This is a genomic window from Streptomyces sp. A 4/2, from assembly GCF_940670765.1.
GTDB lineage: Bacteria > Actinomycetota > Actinomycetes > Streptomycetales > Streptomycetaceae > Streptomyces.
Genome location: NZ_CALNVW010000043.1, coordinates 1 through 17,696, shown reverse-complemented (window position 1 = coordinate 17,696; position 17,696 = coordinate 1). Strand labels below are relative to the sequence as shown.

The window sequence follows — 17,696 nt, the reverse complement described above, 5'->3', positions numbered from 1 at the left end:
AGGAATACACCAGAGAGGTTCACCTGCATGAAGTTCTCCATGATCTTCGAGGCACAGCTCGCTGATCCGACCCCGGAGCGCGAGCGCCAGGTCATCCACGACTGCGTCGAACAGGCCGTCCTCGCCGAGGAGATGGGCTTCGACCGCATCTGGGCGGTCGAGCACCACTCCCTCACCCAGTACGCCCACATGAGCGCCTCCGAGATCTTCCTGACCTGGGTCGCCGCCCGGACCGAGCGGATCCGGATCGGCCACGGCGTCGTCACGATGCCCTTCGGCTACCAGCACCCGGTACGTGTCGCCGAACGCGCCGCCATGCTCGACGTCCTCTCCGGCGGCCGGGTCGACATCGGCGCGGGACGGGGCGCCACCCAGCAGGAACTGCGCATGTTCGGCGTGCGGCCCGAGGACACCTACCCCCAGATGGAAGAGGCCCTGCGGATCTTCTCCTCGGCCTGGCGTGCGGAGCAGTTCGAGTGGCACGGGTCGATCGACATCGGTCCCGGCGCGATCCTCCCCCGGCCCGTCCAGGACCCGCATCCGCCGCTCTTCATGGCCTGCTCCAAGCACGACACCCTCAGGCTCGCCGCCGAACTGGGCGTCGGCGCCCTGGTGATGGGCTTCGCGGGCGCCGCCGACGTACGCGAGATGCGCAAGGTGTACGACGAGGCCATAGCGGCCCGCACCGGAGAGCGCTTCGTCTCGACCGAGGCCAACAACCACCTCTCCGCGCTGTGCCCCACCGTCGTCCTCGACGACAGCGAGCGCGCCCTGCGTCTGGGCACCCGTGGCCAGCGCTTCTTCGCCGAGTCGATCGCCCACTGGTACGGCAACTCCCCCGCGCCCACCGGCTACTCCGACTCCGAGGACACCGCGGACCATCTCGCCGCGCTCGCCAAGGACCGCGACGATCTCGTCGCCAGGCTGCACGAGGCGAACATCCCGGCCCGGCCGGTCGACACCGGCACCTACAACGCGGACCACGCCTACGGCGACGCGCAGACCGCGATCGCCTACGTCGAGCAGCTCCGGGAGATCGGCGTCGACGAGGTCATGTGCCTGATCCAGATGGGCACGGTCCCGCAGGATGCCTGTCTGGAGACCATCCGCCAGTGGGGCGAGACGGTCATCCCGCACTTCCGCGCGCTGGAGCAGCAGTGACCACCGGACTCGACGGCAAGGTCGTCGTCATCACCGGTGCCGGCCGCGGTCAGGGTGCGGCGGAGGCCCGTCTCTTCGTGGCGGACGGCGCCCGGGTCGTCCTCACGGACGTGCGGGAGGACGAGGGCGCCGAGGTCGCCGATTCCCTGGGCGACCAGGCCCTGTTCGTACGGCACGACGTGGCCGAACCCGCCAGTTGGTCGGAAGTCGTCGGCGCCGCGCGGGCCCGTTTCGGGCGCATCGACGCCCTGGTGAACAACGCGGCACTGTGGCGCGTCGCCGCCGTCGAGGACGAGACCCTGGCGAACTTCACCGCCCTGGTCCAGGTCAACCTCCTCGGCCCGTTCCTCGGCATCAAGGCGGTCCTCCCCTCCCTCCGGGAGGCGGGCGGCGGCTCCGTCGTGAACATCTCCTCGACGGCCGGTCTGGTCGGCATCCCGGGCCACGCGGCGTACGGCTCGACGAAGTTCGGCCTCCGCGGCCTCACCCGTTCCTGCGCCCTGGACCTCGCGAAGTACGGGATCCGTGTCAACTCCGTCCACCCGGGTGCGATCGACACCCCCATGACGGCGGACGTCGCCGGACGGGACTGGTCACATGTTCCCCTGCGCCGGATGGGCCGCCCGCAGGAGGTCGGAGAACTCGTCCGTTTCCTGGTCTCCGATGCCTCCTCCTACATCACCGGCACCGAGTTCCCCGTCGACGGAGGGCTGACCACCGGATGACCGACTCACTGACTCCCCTGGCCCGCCGGGTGTGCGATGCCATGTCCGCGGCCTTCCCCGGTCCGGCAGTCGGCGTCGAGGCCCTGCGCGCCGCGACCGAGGCGGGCGCCGCGGCCCGCCCGGTGCGCCCGGTCGCCGATGTGCGCGACGGCACGGCGGACGGAATCCCCGTACGGCTCTACTCCCCGTCCCCCGCGCCGACCACCGTGATCGTGTTCTTCCACGGCGGCGGCTGGGTCCTCTGCGGCCTGGACACCCACGACGGCCTCTGCCGCGAACTCGCCGCCCGCACCGGGGCACTGGTGATCTCGGCCGGCTACCGGCGTGCTCCGGAGCACCCCTTCCCGGCCGCCGCCGACGACGCGTACACCGTGCTCACCTGGGCAGCCCGCAACCACCCCCGTCACCAGCTGCTCCTCGCCGGGGACTCCAGCGGCGGCAACCTCGCCGCCGCGTGCAGCCTGCGCGCCCGCGACGAGAGCGGCCCCCGCATCACCGCCCAGCTGCTCCTCTACCCCGCCCTCGACCACCGTCTGACGACGGCGTCGGCCCGCGAATTCGCCGAGGGTTACTTCCACACCACCGCCTGCATGCGCTGGTACTGGCAGCAGTACGCGCCGGGCCGGGACGCCGGTCACCCTTACGCGTCCCCGGGGCTGGCCCCGGATCTCAGCCGCCTGCCACCCACCCTGCTCGTCCTCGCCGACTGCGACCCGCTGCGCGACGAGGGTCTGGCGTACGCCCGCCGCACGGGGGCCGAAGTGCACCTGCACACCGGCGTGTTCCACGGTTTCCTCGGCGCCGTCGGCACGCTCCCGCAGGCGGACAGCGCGCTGGCGGGCGCGGCGGCCTGGGTCACGGCCACGACCGCGAAGGCGCCGGCCCCGGAAGCGGCGAGGCCCTGAAGCGCTCCACTTCGCCACGCGGCAGGGTCCCCGTCCCCGGCACCACGGGGCGGACCGCATGCGAACGGCATACGCGCCCGGTCACGGGGCTCGGCCGTCACGGCGGGCGGACCCGTGACCGGGAGCGCGCTCGGTCCGGCGGATCTGCTCCACCGGATACGGCGCCTCCCTGTTCCCGTACTGGAACTCGCGGAAGAAGTCCGACAGCACCACGGCGAGCGGCGCACGCCGGGTGAGGATCGCCGCAGCCGCCCCCGGGATTCCCGTGGGGCGCTCGCCTCGGGCATACGCGCGCACCTGCGCCTCGCGGTCGTCCCTCCCGTACCCGAACAGGGCGGTCACCAGCCAGTTCGCGAGGTAGGTGACCGCGTAGCAGCGGTCGTAGGACTGGTGCCGGTCGAAGAAGGCGGCCTCGTCCCGCGAGAGCTCGAACCGGGACGAGAGCGCGAGGCCGTAGTCCGCGAAGAAGAGGCGCCGGCCATCGGTCAGGATGTTCTCGAAGTGGAGGTCGAAGTGGAGGAGGCCCCGGCTGTTCATGAACGAGGTGCCGGCTTCCAGGCCCCTCTCGACCAGGGTGCAGGCCCGGTCGGCTGCCTCGCCGCCTCCCTCCAACTGCTCCCCCAGCCACTGGTGCAGGTTCTGCGGGATGTACTCCAGGAACAGCGCGACGCTCGCCGATGACTGCTGGAGCCCCTCGATCCGGCGGCGTATCTGCGATCCGCCGCCCCAGTAGGCGACGGCCCGTTCGACGTCGGCCAGTTCCCCGGGCAGCGGCGTCGAGTCCGGAAGTACCCGCCAGTGGTACATCAGGGGGAAGCTCTCGCATTCCCCCGCGAGTACCCAGTTCGTCGTCATGGTGTGCACGGCGAGTTCCCGCCAGGCCCCGCAGCCCGGCCCGCCGATGGTGCCGACACCGTACTGGCAGAAGACGGGCAGCTCGAACAGGTTCGCCGTGGACCGGACGTGTCCGGGCTGCCTCTCCAGGTCGGTGAGGGGCACCCGTTTCACGAAGACCGGTGTTCCGTCGATCTCCAGCAGCGCCGACTTCCCGCCGATGCCGGAACCGATCGGCTCGGCCGCGTCCACGAGGTCACCCAGTGCCTGATCGCTGTGCAGGGCCAGGGAGGTGGAGACGGCTCCATGGGCGGTGAGACGCGCGCTGCGCGACAGGTCGGTGCACTTCACTGCTGCCTCCGTCCGGACATCGTTCTCTGATCCTCCGTCAGCTGTGTGCCTCACGGGATCCTCCGTCAGTGCCTCACGGGACGCGACCGCGCTCTCGCCCGTCAGGCTCTTCCCGCGGGACGCGCTCTCCGTTCGCACAATCTACCGGCGAGCCGCAGCCGCCCCCGGCCGCTCCCTCATAGCAAGCTTCTGAACTGATGTCACCTGACGCCGAGATCCGTCCCCCTGCGGGGCGGTCACCGGCTGACTCCATGGGTACGGGGCGGATCCACGCGCCATCTCCCACCCGGTGCCCGCGGAAAGGCATGGTGACCGTCCTGCCGAAGAGACCCGGAACACCGTTGTCCCGAAGGGAATCCCTTGCACCGACGAGAAAGGAAGCGGTGGCTGCCCGCAGCCGCCCTGAGCGGCACGCTCGCCGCAGGCGCTCTCGCCTTCCTGCCGGCCATCGCGCAGGCTCAGAACGACGGCGAAGCGCAGCAACCCACCGCCCAGGCCGATTTCGCGGCAGCCGCAGCCGAGTTCGAGGTCCCGCTGCCCGTGCTGCTGGGCGTCGCCCACGAGGAATCCGGCTGGCAGCAGCACACCGGCTACAGCAACACCGGCGGGTGGGGACTGATGAACCTCACCGATGTGACGTCCGCGATGGCCGCCGACGGCGCCGCGGGCGCTTCCGGACGTTCCGACCTCGCCTCGTTCACCGGCCGCCCCGAACTGCACACCCTGCGGGCCGCCGCTGAACTGACCGGTCTCCCCGCCGAGAAGCTCCGGAACGACCGGCTCGACAACCTCCGTGGTGGAGCCGCCCTGCTCGCCTCGTACCAGAAGAAGCTCACCGGTCGCACCTCCGACGACCCGTCGGAGTGGACCGCCGCGATCGCCAGGTACAGCAGGCTGTCCGACAAGAAGGCGGCCACGACGTACGTCGACGACGTGTTCGCCACCCTCAGGTCCGGTGCCCGGCAGGAGCCCCCGGCGGGAACGCCGGTCACTCTGGCGGCCGTTCCGTCGGCGAAGCCCGCCCCCGGCCAGCTGCGCGCGCTCGCCCTCAAGGACACCGCAGCCCCGCAGGCCGAGTGCCCCGAGTCGATGAACTGCCGGTTCACCGCGGCGGCCCCGTCCAACGGTCAGGTCTCCGACCGTCCGGCCAACGGCATGAGGATCTCCCAGGTCATCATCCACACCACGGAGGGGTCGTACGACGGCGCCGTCAAGGCCTTCCGGACACCGGGGGGTTCCTCCGCGCACTACGTGATGCGCTCGTCGGACGGCGCCGTCACCCAGATGGTGCCCGACAAGGACATCGCGTTCGGTGACGGCAACTACGACAGCAACCTCCACTCGGTCCAGATCGAGCACGAGGGATTCTCCGCGCACGGTGCGGACTGGTACACGACGGCGGCGTACCGGCAGACGGCCGAGCTGGTGAAGTATCTGGCCGACCGGTACGACATCCCGCTGGACCGCCAGCACATCCTCGGGCACGACAATGTTCCCGGCCCCTCCGCCGGCACACTCACCGGCATGCACTGGGACCCGGCCGACGGGTGGGACTGGACCCGCTTCCTGCGGATGCTCGGCGCTCCGGTCGACAACGGTCGCCACGGGGTCGGAGCGGTCGGATCGGCAGTGACGATCACTCCCGGCTTCCACCGCAACCGGCAGACGTACACGGTCTGCCCCGCGGACGACCCGTCGGGCACCGTCACCGCCTGCACGCCGGTCACCGGGCCGTCGAGCGCGCTGTTCGTGCGCACCGCCCCCAGCAGCGACGCTCCGCTCGTCCTCGACCCGGTCGTGCACCCCGACCCGGCCGCCAAGGGCGGTACGGACAGGGTCAGCGACTGGAGTGTCACCGTCCAGGCCGGCCAGCAGTTCGTCGTCGCCGACCGCCGGGGCAGTTGGACGGCCATCTGGTACGACGGCCAGAAGGGCTGGATCCACGACCCGCACGGTATGAACACCACTCCCGCCACGGGTGTACGGATCATCAGGGCGGTGGGCGACGGCGCCGCGCCGGTGTACGGCACCGCCTACCCGGACGCCGCCGAGTACCCGGCCGGGCTGTCCCCGTCGACGCAGGCACCCCTGACGGCGAAGAACTACGTGATCCCGGCCGGCCAGGCCTATGTCGCCCACCAGCCGCCCGCCGCGAGCGCCGACTTCTTCCCTTCGGGCGGGCAGGTGGTCACGGGGGCCAAGCACTACTACACGGTCCAGTTCAACCACCGGTACGTCCTGGTGAACGCCGCGGACGTCACGGCCACGCACACGCCGGGGCGCTGACAGCCGGGCGCGTTCCTCGGGGTGGGCCTGCCGTCTCCGGCAGCAGGGACGGCAGGCCCACTCGGTGTTCACGGACCGGTTCGGGGCCGTGGACACGCACGGTCAGGGCGTCTCGCGCGCCGCCCGGTGTCCGTCAGGGCCCGTACGCGAGCCGTACCGTCAGCGGCGCGTGCCGCACGGTGAGCGGCTTCGCGAACCGCACGGTGGCCGTGGTGCCGGAGAGCGTCACCTCGGCGCCCCGCAGTTCCCCGGCGCTCCCCGACGTGTGCAACCGTACGGTCCGGGTGCCTTGCGGCACCTGGAGTGTCAGCCGGCGCACGGCGAGCGACCCGTGCCGCACCAGAACGCTGTCCGTCTGGACTCCACCCGCCCGCTTCTGCGTGAACGTGCCCCAGGCCGCGCCCGTACTGAAGAACGAGCGGTGGTCGGCCGGCCGCCAGGTGGGTGCGAAGGTGAGGGCGCCTTCCGGACCGTTGGAGGAGAAGCCCTGAGCCGCCGTCAGCAGCGACCAGGAGGAGAGCGTGCGGCCGTAGTACTTGCCGCACTCGTCGTCGCCGAACGGGCTGCCCGTGCCGTCGCCGGTCGAGCAGGTGCCCATGCTGATGTACGGGCCCTTGCGCGCCTTTCCGTCGTAGCGGTCGGAGATCGCCTTCACGGCCCTGAGACCCTCCGCCGTCTGTCCGCGCTGAAGCATCAGAGCCGCCGCCGAGTACTCGAAGCCCGACATCAACTCGTCGTAGTAGAGCGGGGTGTTGGACGGCTTGTCGCCGTGCGGCCAGGTCGTCATCTGCAGACCGCCGTCGGTTTCGAGGGCGTACTGGCGGAACTGGTGCGCGTAGTTGTAGCCGGAGTACGGGGTGTCGCCGAGGAGGTTGTCGCGGTAGTTGTTCTTGAAGAGGTTCTTCGCGGCGAGGTCCATGTGCGCGCTGTCGTAGATGTCGCCGAGGCCGAGCTGGGTGGACCACCACTGGCCGAGCAGCATGTCCACCTCGGAGCCGTTGCCGTACGAGGCGCCGACGCCCGAGTTGACCTCGGTGTAGTACTCGCCGTTGAAGTAGGCCTTCTCACCGGCTGTGCGGCCCTTCTCGTAGATCGAGGCGTACAGCTGGGCGGCCTTGGTGTCGCCCTCCGCCTCGGCCATCTTCTGCGAGGCGTGCACCGAGGCGAGGTACATCGAGCCCAGCCAGGAGCCGTTGCCCGTCTCGCCGCCGTCGAGGGTGGTGTTGAAGCTGCCGGTCAGGATGCCGTCGTGGTCGGCGTCGCCGAGCCCGACGACGTAGTCCATGGACTTCTCGACCTTCGCCCAGTTGGCGTCCAGCCACTTCTTGTCGGTGGTCTGATAGGTCCGGTAGGCGGAGAGAAGAACGCCCGTCTGGCCGTCCATCGTGAAGCTGCTGTCGCCGTCGAACCGCATCGGGATCTTGCCGGAGCTGTCGGCGTTGTCGAGCCACTGCTGCGTCCAGCGCCGGCCGACCTCCGGCCACAGCCAGGCCTGCGCCTGGGCGTAGTGGAAGACGTGTGTCGGCATGCCGGGGCAGCAGCCCCAGCCCTCGCGTGCGCCGAAGAAGCCGTTCTTCGCCCACCACACGGAAGGCGAGTGCAGCACGGCGGTGGCCGCGGACACCCGGTCGATGAGATAGCGCGGCAGGTTCGAGTCGTAGAGGGAGTCGTGGTACGCGGTGGTGTCGGCGAGCAGCCGGTCGTAGTTCCGGGTGACGTACGAGGAGACGTCGTCGGCGGAGTTCCACCAGTTCTCGTACTGGCGGCCGTCCCCGCCGTTGTAGTTCTTGGCGCCGGGGAAGTGCCAGTTCAGGGCGATGGGCACGGTGGTGTGTCCGCCCGGTTCCAGGGTTACGGATACCGAGAGCGCGCCGTCGACCGTCGTCCGGTCGGCCGGGCTCGACGCGTCCTTCGACCCGCTCAGCTTCCCGTCGTCGGCGAGGTCCGCGGAGAGCGAACTCAGCGAGTCCCAGGAGGCCGTCGCCGATACGTTCTTCCCGTACGCGGTGAGGTTCATGGTGCCCGCGCCATCCTTGCCGGACATGCTCAGGCCGGTCTGCGGTCCCTGAGCGCCCGAGGCTGCGGTCACCCGGGTGCGGTTGGCGCCGTAGCCGTCGACGACGCGGTCGTCGGCGCCGCCGACGGTGTCGTAACCGTTGAAACCGACGGCGTTCTGCTGCGACGCGAGCAGCGACACCTTGACGGGTTTACGGGTGGGGTTGTCGAGTGTGAAGCGGTAGATCGCGGTCGGGATCGCGGAGTCCTTGGCATCGCCCGGAATCATCGGGTTGACGACGTCCTCCGAGACCCGCACGGGAAGCTGGTCGTCCTTGAAGTCGTACCCCAATTGCGGGTATTCGCCCTGCTGCGTCAGCGACTTCATGGCGGGGAACGCGGTGTCGCCGACAGCCTTCGTCTGGAGCGCCCGCACCACCGGGCGGCCCCCCTGTGCCTGGGCGCGCACCCCGAAGAAGCTGTTCGGCAGCTTGCCCTGGGTGTAGGTGTCCTCGTCGAGCTGCCAGCTGCCGGGCGAGAGCTTGCCGATGTTGTTGAAGATCCACCAGGTGGGCCGGGCGCCGGTGCCGTCGTGGACGATGCCTGCCGAACCGAGCGGTCCGACGGGGAAGCGCGTGTCGGTGAGATGGTCCCCGCTGTAGGTCGCGGGCGCACCCTTGCCCGAGAGGTCCGTGTACGGCCGGGCGAGCGTGGTGACCGGTTCGGACTCCCCGCCGTCCGCGTCGAGCGCGACGACCCGGTAGAACCAGGTTCCTTCCTTGCCCGCCGAACGGTCCTGGTAGGAGGGGGACTTGACGGTCGCCACCTTCGTGTAGGCGCCGTCCTGCGCGGTGGAGCGGTACACCTCGTATCCGGTGACCTGCGGGTCGGGCGCCGCCTGCCAGGTCAGGGAGACCGCGTCGGCGGTGCGGGTGGTACGGGGCGCGGTCGGGGCGGGCGGCACGTTCGCCCGGACGTCGTCGAGGGTGACATGGCCCCACGCCGCCGTGGACTTGTCGACGACCTTCAGGACGACGTCCTTGCCGACGAGCGACGAACCGTCGAGCGTGCGGTAGGCCATCACCTCGGAGTCGGCGCCGCTCGCGCGCGCGACCTCCTTGCCGCAGCCGTCGGCGGCGGTCGCATCGTACGCGCAGAGCGCCACGTACGTGTTCGCGCCGGAACCGCCGCCGACGAGCATCGTCACGGTGGGCCGGGCCAGGGTGAACTTCGGTGAGACGACCGTGCCGGTGTAGCTGTCGCTGGGCTGCTGTCCGGCGGTCTCCAGGGTGGAGAGGAACCAGGCGCCCTCCTTGAGGTAGGGGGCGTCCGAGTTGTGGAACCGGGCGCGGTCCGTGACCAGTTGTCCGAACGCACCGGACGCGACGCGCCAGCCCTCCGGCAGCACGCCGCCCTCGAACCCCTCGGTGAAAGCGGGGGCGGTTGCGGAGCCCACGGCGTCCACGGGGGAGGCTCCGGTGAGTGCTCCCGTGCCGATCAGGGCCGAAACGGCTATCAGGGCGGTGGTGAGAGTACGGGAGCGGCGTGCGCGCCCGGCGGGGAGAGGCGCCACAGTCATCAGCCTGCCATCCGCTTGCGCAGGTCGGCCTCGCGGTCCGCGTCCCAGTACTTGGCGTCCAGCTCGAAGAAGACCGAGGTGTAGGGCAGCGTGAGGTCGGTCTTCAGGATGATGACGCCGAACTCCTTGCCCGCGTCGTCGAGTTTCCCGATCAGGTCGTCGTGCAGCAGGGACTTCGTCTCCTGGCCGGCGAGTGCCTTGCCGAGGTCCTTGCGGTAGGCGGTGATGCCCGGCGCCGACTTCTCCGGTACGTAGGACAGCTCCTTGTCGAGCTGGATGTGGGCCTTCACGTGCGGCTGCCTGTCCAGCATGCCCACGACGTCCTTGACGACATCGACCTGGTGGCCGCCGGTGACGATCGTCCTGACACCCGGGCTGGTCTGCTGCGGGTAGGCGGAGTCGGTGACCACGATCCAGTTGCGGTGCCCCAGCGAGGGCAGCGCCGTGCTGAGCTGCCGCTGCCAGGAACTGCCGGAGCCGTTCCCGGTCGCCCGGGTGGCTGCCGACGCGGCATCCCCCGGAGCGAGGGCGAGCGCCCCCGCGGCGAGAGCAGCCAGTGCGACGACTGGGGCGACGATGGTGAAACGGAGTGAGCGCATACGCAGTACCTCCGATGAATTGGCCTCTTCGGCGCACAGTTTCGACACGCAGATGAAACTGAAGACTCATGAGGGGATATAGATCCGATCAATCCAGGTGCCGAGCCTAGACGCTGAGTCATGCACCTGCCAATGGTCGGGACAGGTCCCGTCCTGGGCTTCGCGCGAGTCGGCCGCAAGCTGTGGCTGCGTCACGATCACCGGCCCGCCCCCGGACCGCATAGGGTCGCGGGTCGGGGTGGCCTGAGAGGAGAAGAGCCTGAATCAGCCCGGCCCCGAAAATATCCTGTCACCGACGCGCACCACTCTCTCTGCCGCCTCAGCCAAGGAGTTCGACGTATGCCTCCTCTCTTCCCGGCACTGACCGCGGGCTCGGCCCGCCCGGCGCTGCGCTTCGGCGACCGGTCGCTCAGTCATGCCGAGCTGGCCGCCGCAGCGGGAGCGGCGGCGGCCCTGCTCGGCGGGGCCGGGCGGGTCGCCGTCTGGGCCACGCCCACCCTGGAGACCGCCGTGGGCGTCGTCGCCGCACTGCTCGCCGGGGTGCCCGCCGTGCCGCTCAACCCGCGGATCGGTGAGCGCGAGCTGGCGCACATCCTGTCCGACAGCGCGCCCTCTCTGGTCCTGGCGGCGCCCGGCGACGAACTCCCGCCGGTGCTCGCCGCGTTGGACCGGGTGGACATCGACGTACGGGCGGCCTCCGGTCCCCACGCGCTCCCCGGTGAGCCGTCCGACGAGGCACCCGCCCTGATCGTCTACACCTCCGGCACCACCGGGCCGCCCAAGGGTGTCGTCCTGCCGCGCCGGGCGATCACCTCCACCCTGGACGCGCTGGCCGACGCCTGGGAGTGGACAGGCGACGACGTGCTGGTCCACTCCCTTCCCCTCTTCCACGTCCACGGGCTGATCCTCGGCATCCTGGGCCCGCTGCGCCGGGGTGGCGCCGTGCACCATCTCGGCCGCTTCGAGACGGACGCGGTCGCCCGCGAACTGGCCGCTCACGGCACGATGTTCTTCGGTGTCCCCACCATGTACCACCGCATCGCCGAGGCACTCCCCCAGGAACCGGCACTGGTCAAGGCCCTGTCCGGCGCGCGGCTGCTGGTATCGGGGTCGGCCGCGCTGCCGGTGTACGACCACGAGCGCATCGCCTCCGCGACCGGCCGACGGGTCATCGAGCGGTACGGCATGACCGAGACCCTGATGAACACGAGCGTCCGCGCCGACGGCGAGCCGCGGCCGGGCACGGTCGGCGTGCCGCTGAGCGGGGTGAAGGTGCGACTGGTCGAGGAGTCGGGCGAGGAGATCACGGCGTACGACAGCGAGACCGTCGGCGAGATCCAGGTGTGCGGCCCGAACCTGTTCACCGAGTACCTGAACCGGCCGGACGCGACCGCCGCGGCCTTCGACGGCGCGTGGTTCCGTACCGGCGACATGGCCACCCGCGATCCGGACGGCGCTGTCCGCATCGTCGGCCGGAAGGCCACCGACCTCATCAAGAGCGGCGGCTACAAGATCGGTGCGGGCGAGATCGAGAACGCCCTCCTGGACCATCCTGCGGTACGCGAGGCCGCGGTGACCGGCGAGCCCGACCAGGACCTGGGCGAGCGGATCGTCGCCTGGATCGTCCCGGTGGACGCACAACTTCCGCCCACAGTCGATGAGTTGGCCCGGCACGTGGCGCAGCAGCTGGCCCCCCACAAGCGGCCCCGCGAGGTACGGCTGCTCGACGCGCTGCCCCGCAACGACATGGGCAAGATCATGAAGCGGGCGTTGCATGGCTGACCTGTGGACGGCCCGCGAGGCGATCGGTGCGGTGGCGGATCCGGGTTCCTTCAGCGACGTGCCGCACTCGCCGCACGTCCGGGAGTGCGACGGCCCGCTCGGCTGGCCCGGGTACGACGAGTCGACCGTACGGGCCGCGGCGCGCACCGGCGAGCGCGAGTCCGTCGTCTGCGGGACCGCGTCGATCGGCGGCCGGGCGGCGGTTCTCGTCTCCTTCGAGTTCGGCTTCCTCGGCGGCTCGCTGGGGGAACCCACGGGCGACCTCCTGGAAGCCGCCTTCACCCTGGCCCGTGAGCGGCGCACCCCGCTGGTCTCGCTGATCGCCACCGGCGGCAGCCGGATGCAGGAGGGCATGCGCGCACTGGCCCAACTCCAGCGCGTGACACGTCAGTCCGCGCTGCTGCGGGACTCCGGCACCCCACAGATCGCGGTCCTGCGCGACCCCACGACCGGCGGCGGCTGGGCCACCCTCGGCGCGGGAGCGGATGTCGTCCTCGCGCTGCCCGGCGCGCAGGTGGGCTTCGCCGGATCGCGGGTACGGCCGCCGGGCGCCGATCCCACCGCGTACACCGCCGAGGGCCAACTGACCGCCGGGCATGTCGACGCACTGGTTCGCCCCGGGGAACTGCGCACCGCCCTGGCCGACTGGCTGTTGCTGCTCGCCGGGCCACGGGACGCCGGACCGCCCGAGCCGCCCGGCACACCCGTCGGGGAACCGGACCGCGCCACCTCCGGCCAGGAAGCCGTTGCCCTGGCCCGCTCCCCCGGTCGCCCGCGTGCCGCCGCGTACCTCGCCGCCTACTTCGACGGCCGCGTCCGGGAGATCAGCGGGGACCGCTGCGGCGGCACCGATCCGGGTATGCGCTGCGGCTTCGGCATCCACCGGGGCCGGACCGTCGCGTACGCCGCACAGTGCGGCACCGCGACCCGTCCGGCCGGATACCGCACCGCCACCCGCCTGGTCCGCCTCGCCGACGCCCTCGGCGTCCCGGTGCTCACCCTCATCGACACGCCCGGCGCCGCCAACGACGCCGAAGCGGAGCGATCCGGCGCGGGCGCGGCCATCGCCGGTCTCTTCACGGCCATGGCCACCGCCCGCGTCCCGCTCACCACACTCCTCATCGGCGAGGGCGGCTCGGGCGGTGCGCTCGCACTGGCCGCACCGGGCAACACCTGGGCCACGCCGGACAGTTACTTCTCGGTGATCGCCCCGGAGGCCGCTGCCGCCATCCTCAAGCGCGCCCCGGACCGGGCCGGGGAGACCGCCGACCAGTTGCGCCTGCGCCCCCACGATCTGGTGGAGCTGGGGATCGCACGTGGGGTGGTGAGCCTGTTCCCTCCTTCGTAGGGCTCGGGCCGACACGCACGGCGGGTGACCCGCCCGGTCGATCGGGCGGGCGCCCTCACCCCCGCTCTCGGTGGCGTGGGCCCGTTGACGACGGCGCTGTTGCTCCGGCAGGCACCGTGCAGGCCGCCGAGGGCTGAACCCGGCAGCACCCACCGTGGAACCGGTGAGCTGCGGGAGGCGTCCTGTGCAGGAAGTGGCAGCGTGAGAGGAAGGCTGGACATCTTGGAGTCGATCAGGGTGGCGGGTGCGTCCCGCCGCGCGGTGCTGGCCGGTGGTCTCGGGGCGGCACTGACCGTCGTTCCGTCGGCGTCCGCGGCATACGCTTCGGTCCCCGGCGGCGAAGCAGTACGGAAGCTGCGCGACCTGGAACAGGAACACGACGCCCGTCTGGGCGCGTTCGGCTGGAACACGGCGACCGGCCGACGGGTCTCCTATCGGGCGGACGAACTCTTCCCGCTGTGCTCGACGTCCAAGACGCCCGCGGTCGGAGCCGTACTGAGAGACCTCGACCGGGACGGTTCCTTCCTCCGGAAGGTCATTCACTACACCCAGCAGGACATCGACAGGTCCGGGGGCGCCCCGATCACCGGCCTGCCGGATAATCTTGCCCGGGGAATGACCGTCGAGGACCTGTGCGGGGCGGCCCTCTCGTACAGCGACAACACCGCGATCAACCTCCTGCTGGCCGAACTCGGCGGACCGGCGTCCGTCACCCGATTCTGCCGGTCACTCGGTGACACGGTGACCCGACTCGACCGCTGGGAGCCGGAGTTGAACTCGGCGGAGCCGGGCCGTACGACCGACACCACCACTCCTCACGCCATCGGGATGACTTACGCGCGCCTCGCTCTCGGGAACGCCCTGGAGGCGGCGGACCGGGAACGGTTGACAGGGTGGCTGCTGGCCAACACCACCGGGGACAAGCGGCTGCGCGCGGGCCTCCCCGAGGAGTGGACCGTCGGCGACAAGACCGGAACCGGCAGCTACGGCACCGCCAACGACGTGGGCATCGCCTGGCCACCCGGCCAGGGGCCGATCGTGCTGGCCGTCCTGTCCACCAAGCATGTCGCCGACGCCACGGCGGACGATTCCCTGATCGCCGAGACCGCCACCGTCCTGGCATCGGCCCTGATGCGTCAGGCGTGATGCGTCAGGCGTGACCTGTCACGGCCTTGGGGACCATCGGTACAGCCGTTGGCGCTAAGCCCTTGATCATGGTCGCTAGCTGCGGGTCTCCGTGTTCGGGTGGGGCTGGGCCTGGAGGCGTTCGCGGAGGTCGATCTCTTCGGGGGTGAGCGGGTCCTCGGGGCGGCGGATGCGTACGGGCTTGGGCCTGAGCGGCAGGCCGTCGTCCACCGTGGCGGCCTCGGCTTCGGCCAGGGCTCGGTAGAGCGAGGCGACCGATGGGGACTTGCCCGCGTTCTTCCCGACCTTGATGGTGAGTTTCTTTGCGATCTCGGGGACGGGGACGCCCTTGTCCTTGAGTGCGACGGCGAAGGTGAGCATGTCGTCGTCGATGACCTTCGGGCGTCCTCCGTGGTTGCCCTTGGACGCGGCGATGACCTGGCCTTCGAGGGTCTTCTCCCGGATGTAGTTGCGCTCGATCTGCCCGGTGACGGCGAGGACAGCGAAAACATGGCGCCCATGCCGTTGGGGTCGTAGATGCCGGTGAGCGGGCCGGTGAGGAGTTCGAGCTGGATGCCGCCGGCCTGGAGTTCGGCGGACAGCGTCATCAGCTCGGCGGCGTTGTGGGCGAGGCGCTTGAGTTCGTGGACGGTGAAGATGACGGGGGTCTCGGGCGCGGCCTCCTTGAACTGGTGGGCCAGCGCGAGCGCCTTCTCCAGCTCGCGCCGGGCCTTGACCCGGGTGCTGATTTGCTCGGAGAAGACTTTGTGGCACTCCGCCCGGCGGAGGGCTTCGAGCCAATGCGGCCTGATCGGGTGTCAAATCCATGACGGCAGCCTCTCAGAAGTGCCTCGCACAACGTGCGGGTTTCGAGAGGACTTTTGCGAATGGCGACCTGGTGAAACGTAATCGCTTCCGGGCCTCTCGCAGAACTCTCACAGATGACCATTTCTGAGAATGACCATGTGTGATGTCCGTTGCCGGAGACCGCCCGCCGCGCGCAGGTAGGTAGCCCGCAGCAACATGGAGACCCCGACAGGGTTCGATGTCAGTGGCCCCGCGTACGGTCTGCCCATGGATGATCAGCGGTCGCCCTCTGATAGACGACGTCAGAACCTGGGAGTCCGTTCTGCCGTTCCTGGGGGCCAGCAACGCGGTTCGGCGTGCTCCGTCCGTTGGAGATCACGCATGAGCGAAATGCCGACGCACGAGGCAGAAGACGTACGACAGCCATGGGGCCGGGTCACCAAGTGGCTCGAACAGCACACTCCCGACGTCTTTGCTGAGCTTGGCGACCCGGGCAGCCCGACAGCCCTCAGCGGTACTGAAGACCGCATGAGCCTGAAGCTGCCGAGAGAAATGTGGCAGTGGCTTCTGTCGAACGACGTCGGTGCCGGGAGAAAACCCGATGCCCACTCGTGCCTGGTGGCGCTGGGGTGTGGGGGAGATGGAACCGTCCGACGACCCTGACTATCCGTCCTGGCGCCAAGAATGGGTGCCGATCGCCGCGGAGAGCGACGGCTTCTATGGGCGGTTCTTGAACACACGCACTGGAAGCATCGGGTCTTGGACCGAGGGCTCCTACCCCGAAGAAGGAAAGTTTCCCTCGCTGTTCGCCTTCGTCCAGGATGCAGCGGACCACCTGGAGGGAGTCTCCTCGGACAACGCGAGAGAAACCGCCGGGGGCCCTATGCGCGACCGCGGTCCGGAGGGCGAGGCGATACGCCTCTGGGCCCGCGCGAACGGCTACCTCGTTAATGACAAGGGGCGCATCCCCGCCTTCATCCGCGAGGCGTACGAAGCATCACTGTGAGCGTCGTGATTGGCCTCGACGCCGACCTGTCCGGCGTCGAGTGGCTTGCCGAGAAGATCGGTCGCCGTCTTCACGCGGTGGCCGGCGGCTGGTGCGGACGGCACATCGCGCGCCCCTGCCCCAAGACTGCCGCCGACGGCTGTTACTTCTGCGAGGACTTCCAGACCGATCGACAGTTCCTGCCGATCCACCTCGACACCCTCGCCCGCACCCGCGAGCTGCAGGCCGGTGCCGAAGCGGCGGAACGGCCCCGCGCTGTCGCCGTCAACGAGCGACTGGCCACCGCCGTCGAGCACGTCATCGCCCGTATCACTGACCAGGACCACGATGGCCTGGCCCCGACACTGGACGCGGGCGACACCGGTCACCAGGCGACCGAAAGGGCAACCGATGCGGGCTGACAACTCGGACCACTTGGTCGAGGCCGCCCAACAACGCCGCCTGGACTGCATCGAGCGCGTTAATTGTGTTTTCGACAGCCTGGAACACGATGGCGGTCCGGTCACCGTCTCCGGGGTCGCCTCCCGAGCCGGGGTCTCCCGGACATTCCTCTACGACGACGCCCAGGCAACCCTGCTGGCCAGACTGCGGGGCCTCGCCAGCCGACAGCCCGCCTCGGGCCGACCCGCCCTGCCCGACAAAGGAGCGCATCACCACCAAGTCCCACGAGGCCGTCGTGCGCGCGCTGCGGGGAGCCAACCGAAAGCTCAACGAGGAGAACGAGCGCCTCCGCAACGAGCTCGCCGTCGCACTCGGGCAGATCCGCGACCTCCGCCGCCGCATCCCCACACAGTCCGCGGCCCAACGCGACTGACGCTCTCCCAGCCCGGACGCTGGACGAACGCGTCCGAGGTGAAACCGGCGCATGTCATGATCGGCGCATGGACGAATACTCGTGGCCGGACAACGGCGTCGAGGCCGGAGCTCGCTCCCAGGCAGCCTGGTGCGCGACCTGCCTGGCCCTGCCCGTCGGAACCTCGGTGACCGGCAAGGTCATCGGCCGCCAGCCCTTCGGCGTCTTCATCACCATCGACAACGCCCCAGACGTGATCGGCCTGGCCGAGATCATGGCGATGCCCAGGGATGCCGTGCTCCCGCTCATCGGAACCCGCGTCAGCGGCGAAGTCATCTGGCATGCCGACCACAACTACCAGGTGAAGATCAAGCTCGACGAATGGAAGGCAAGTACCTGA

At 70.2% G+C, this 17,696-nt stretch carries 16 protein-coding genes and 1 pseudogene; 12 read left to right on the top strand and 5 right to left on the bottom strand.

All coding sequences use genetic code 11. The features are described from left to right. Positions 1-27: 27 nt before the first annotated feature. From NBY69_RS29270 to NBY69_RS29260, 3 genes are read left to right on the top strand one after another with little or no spacing between them, the layout of a single operon-like run. Positions 28-1,161 (top strand): LLM class flavin-dependent oxidoreductase, encoded by a 1,134-nt coding sequence (locus NBY69_RS29270; RefSeq protein ID WP_250304906.1) that lies wholly within the window; start codon positions 28-30, stop codon positions 1,159-1,161. Further along, positions 1,158-1,886 (top strand): glucose 1-dehydrogenase, encoded by a 729-nt coding sequence (locus tag NBY69_RS29265; RefSeq protein WP_250304905.1) that lies wholly within the window; start codon positions 1,158-1,160, stop codon positions 1,884-1,886. Before NBY69_RS29270 ends, NBY69_RS29265 begins: the two co-directional genes overlap by 4 nt. Continuing rightward, positions 1,883-2,791 carry an alpha/beta hydrolase gene (locus NBY69_RS29260; RefSeq protein ID WP_250304904.1) on the top strand — a complete coding sequence of 303 codons (909 nt, stop codon included), beginning with the start codon at positions 1,883-1,885 and terminating at the stop codon, positions 2,789-2,791. Before NBY69_RS29265 ends, NBY69_RS29260 begins: the two co-directional genes overlap by 4 nt. A gap of 81 nt (positions 2,792-2,872) precedes the next feature. On the opposite strand, the gene NBY69_RS29255 is transcribed toward NBY69_RS29260, so the two are convergent. Next, positions 2,873-3,976 (bottom strand): protein kinase family protein, encoded by a 1,104-nt coding sequence (locus NBY69_RS29255; RefSeq protein WP_250304903.1) that lies wholly within the window; start codon positions 3,974-3,976, stop codon positions 2,873-2,875. A 360-nt stretch (positions 3,977-4,336) separates the two neighbouring features. Between NBY69_RS29255 and NBY69_RS29250 the strand changes: the two genes are divergently transcribed. Continuing rightward, on the top strand, positions 4,337-6,262 hold the full coding sequence (locus NBY69_RS29250) for an N-acetylmuramoyl-L-alanine amidase (protein WP_250304902.1): 1,926 nt from the start codon (positions 4,337-4,339) through the stop codon (positions 6,260-6,262). A 133-nt stretch (positions 6,263-6,395) separates the two neighbouring features. Here NBY69_RS29250 and NBY69_RS29245 read toward each other — a convergent pair whose 3' ends face one another. Both NBY69_RS29245 and NBY69_RS29240 read right to left on the bottom strand, forming a co-directional pair. Further along, positions 6,396-9,836 carry a GH116 family glycosyl-hydrolase gene (locus NBY69_RS29245; protein ID WP_250304901.1) on the bottom strand — a complete coding sequence of 1,147 codons (3,441 nt, stop codon included), beginning with the start codon at positions 9,834-9,836 and terminating at the stop codon, positions 6,396-6,398. Continuing rightward, positions 9,836-10,435 carry a hypothetical protein gene (locus tag NBY69_RS29240; RefSeq protein ID WP_250304900.1) on the bottom strand — a complete coding sequence of 200 codons (600 nt, stop codon included), beginning with the start codon at positions 10,433-10,435 and terminating at the stop codon, positions 9,836-9,838. The genes NBY69_RS29245 and NBY69_RS29240 overlap by 1 nt, the downstream gene beginning before the upstream one ends. A gap of 339 nt (positions 10,436-10,774) precedes the next feature. Here NBY69_RS29240 and NBY69_RS29235 point away from each other — a divergent pair, with 339 nt between their 5' ends. From NBY69_RS29235 to bla, 3 genes are all read left to right on the top strand, one after another. After that, positions 10,775-12,217 (top strand): acyl-CoA synthetase, encoded by a 1,443-nt coding sequence (locus NBY69_RS29235; protein WP_250304899.1) that lies wholly within the window; start codon positions 10,775-10,777, stop codon positions 12,215-12,217. Next, positions 12,210-13,565: a carboxyl transferase domain-containing protein gene (locus NBY69_RS29230; protein WP_250304898.1), complete on the top strand. Its 1,356-nt coding sequence runs from the start codon at positions 12,210-12,212 to the stop codon at positions 13,563-13,565. Before NBY69_RS29235 ends, NBY69_RS29230 begins: the two co-directional genes overlap by 8 nt. 201 nt (positions 13,566-13,766) lie before the next feature. Then, complete coding sequence (gene bla, locus NBY69_RS29225) at positions 13,767-14,711, top strand: class A beta-lactamase (RefSeq protein ID WP_250304897.1); 945 nt, start codon at positions 13,767-13,769, stop codon at positions 14,709-14,711. Between the two features lie 75 nt (positions 14,712-14,786). Here the strand turns inward: bla and NBY69_RS29220 are convergent, their stop codons facing one another. Beyond that, positions 14,787-15,071, bottom strand: coding sequence for a hypothetical protein (locus tag NBY69_RS29220; RefSeq protein WP_250304896.1), 285 nt, complete (start codon positions 15,069-15,071; stop codon positions 14,787-14,789). Between the two features lie 155 nt (positions 15,072-15,226). Next, positions 15,227-15,502 (bottom strand): annotated as a pseudogene (locus NBY69_RS37705) (recombinase family protein); the annotation flags it as partial. 376 nt (positions 15,503-15,878) lie between these two features. On the opposite strand from NBY69_RS37705, the gene NBY69_RS29215 reads away from it, so the two are divergent. The 5 genes from NBY69_RS29215 to NBY69_RS29195 all read left to right on the top strand — a co-directional run bounded on the left by NBY69_RS29215 (position 15,879) and on the right by NBY69_RS29195 (position 17,696). Next, complete coding sequence (locus NBY69_RS29215) at positions 15,879-16,160, top strand: hypothetical protein (RefSeq protein ID WP_250304895.1); 282 nt, start codon at positions 15,879-15,881, stop codon at positions 16,158-16,160. A 67-nt stretch (positions 16,161-16,227) separates the two neighbouring features. Continuing rightward, positions 16,228-16,503 (top strand): histone-like nucleoid-structuring protein Lsr2, encoded by a 276-nt coding sequence (locus NBY69_RS37425; RefSeq protein WP_308409511.1) that lies wholly within the window; start codon positions 16,228-16,230, stop codon positions 16,501-16,503. Then, positions 16,500-16,904, top strand: coding sequence for a hypothetical protein (locus NBY69_RS29205; protein ID WP_250304894.1), 405 nt, complete (start codon positions 16,500-16,502; stop codon positions 16,902-16,904). Before NBY69_RS37425 ends, NBY69_RS29205 begins: the two co-directional genes overlap by 4 nt. A 275-nt stretch (positions 16,905-17,179) precedes the next feature. Next, positions 17,180-17,317: a hypothetical protein gene (locus NBY69_RS29200; RefSeq protein WP_250304893.1), complete on the top strand. Its 138-nt coding sequence runs from the start codon at positions 17,180-17,182 to the stop codon at positions 17,315-17,317. Positions 17,318-17,384: 67 nt separating this feature from the next. Then, complete coding sequence (locus tag NBY69_RS29195) at positions 17,385-17,696, top strand: hypothetical protein (RefSeq protein WP_250304892.1); 312 nt, start codon at positions 17,385-17,387, stop codon at positions 17,694-17,696.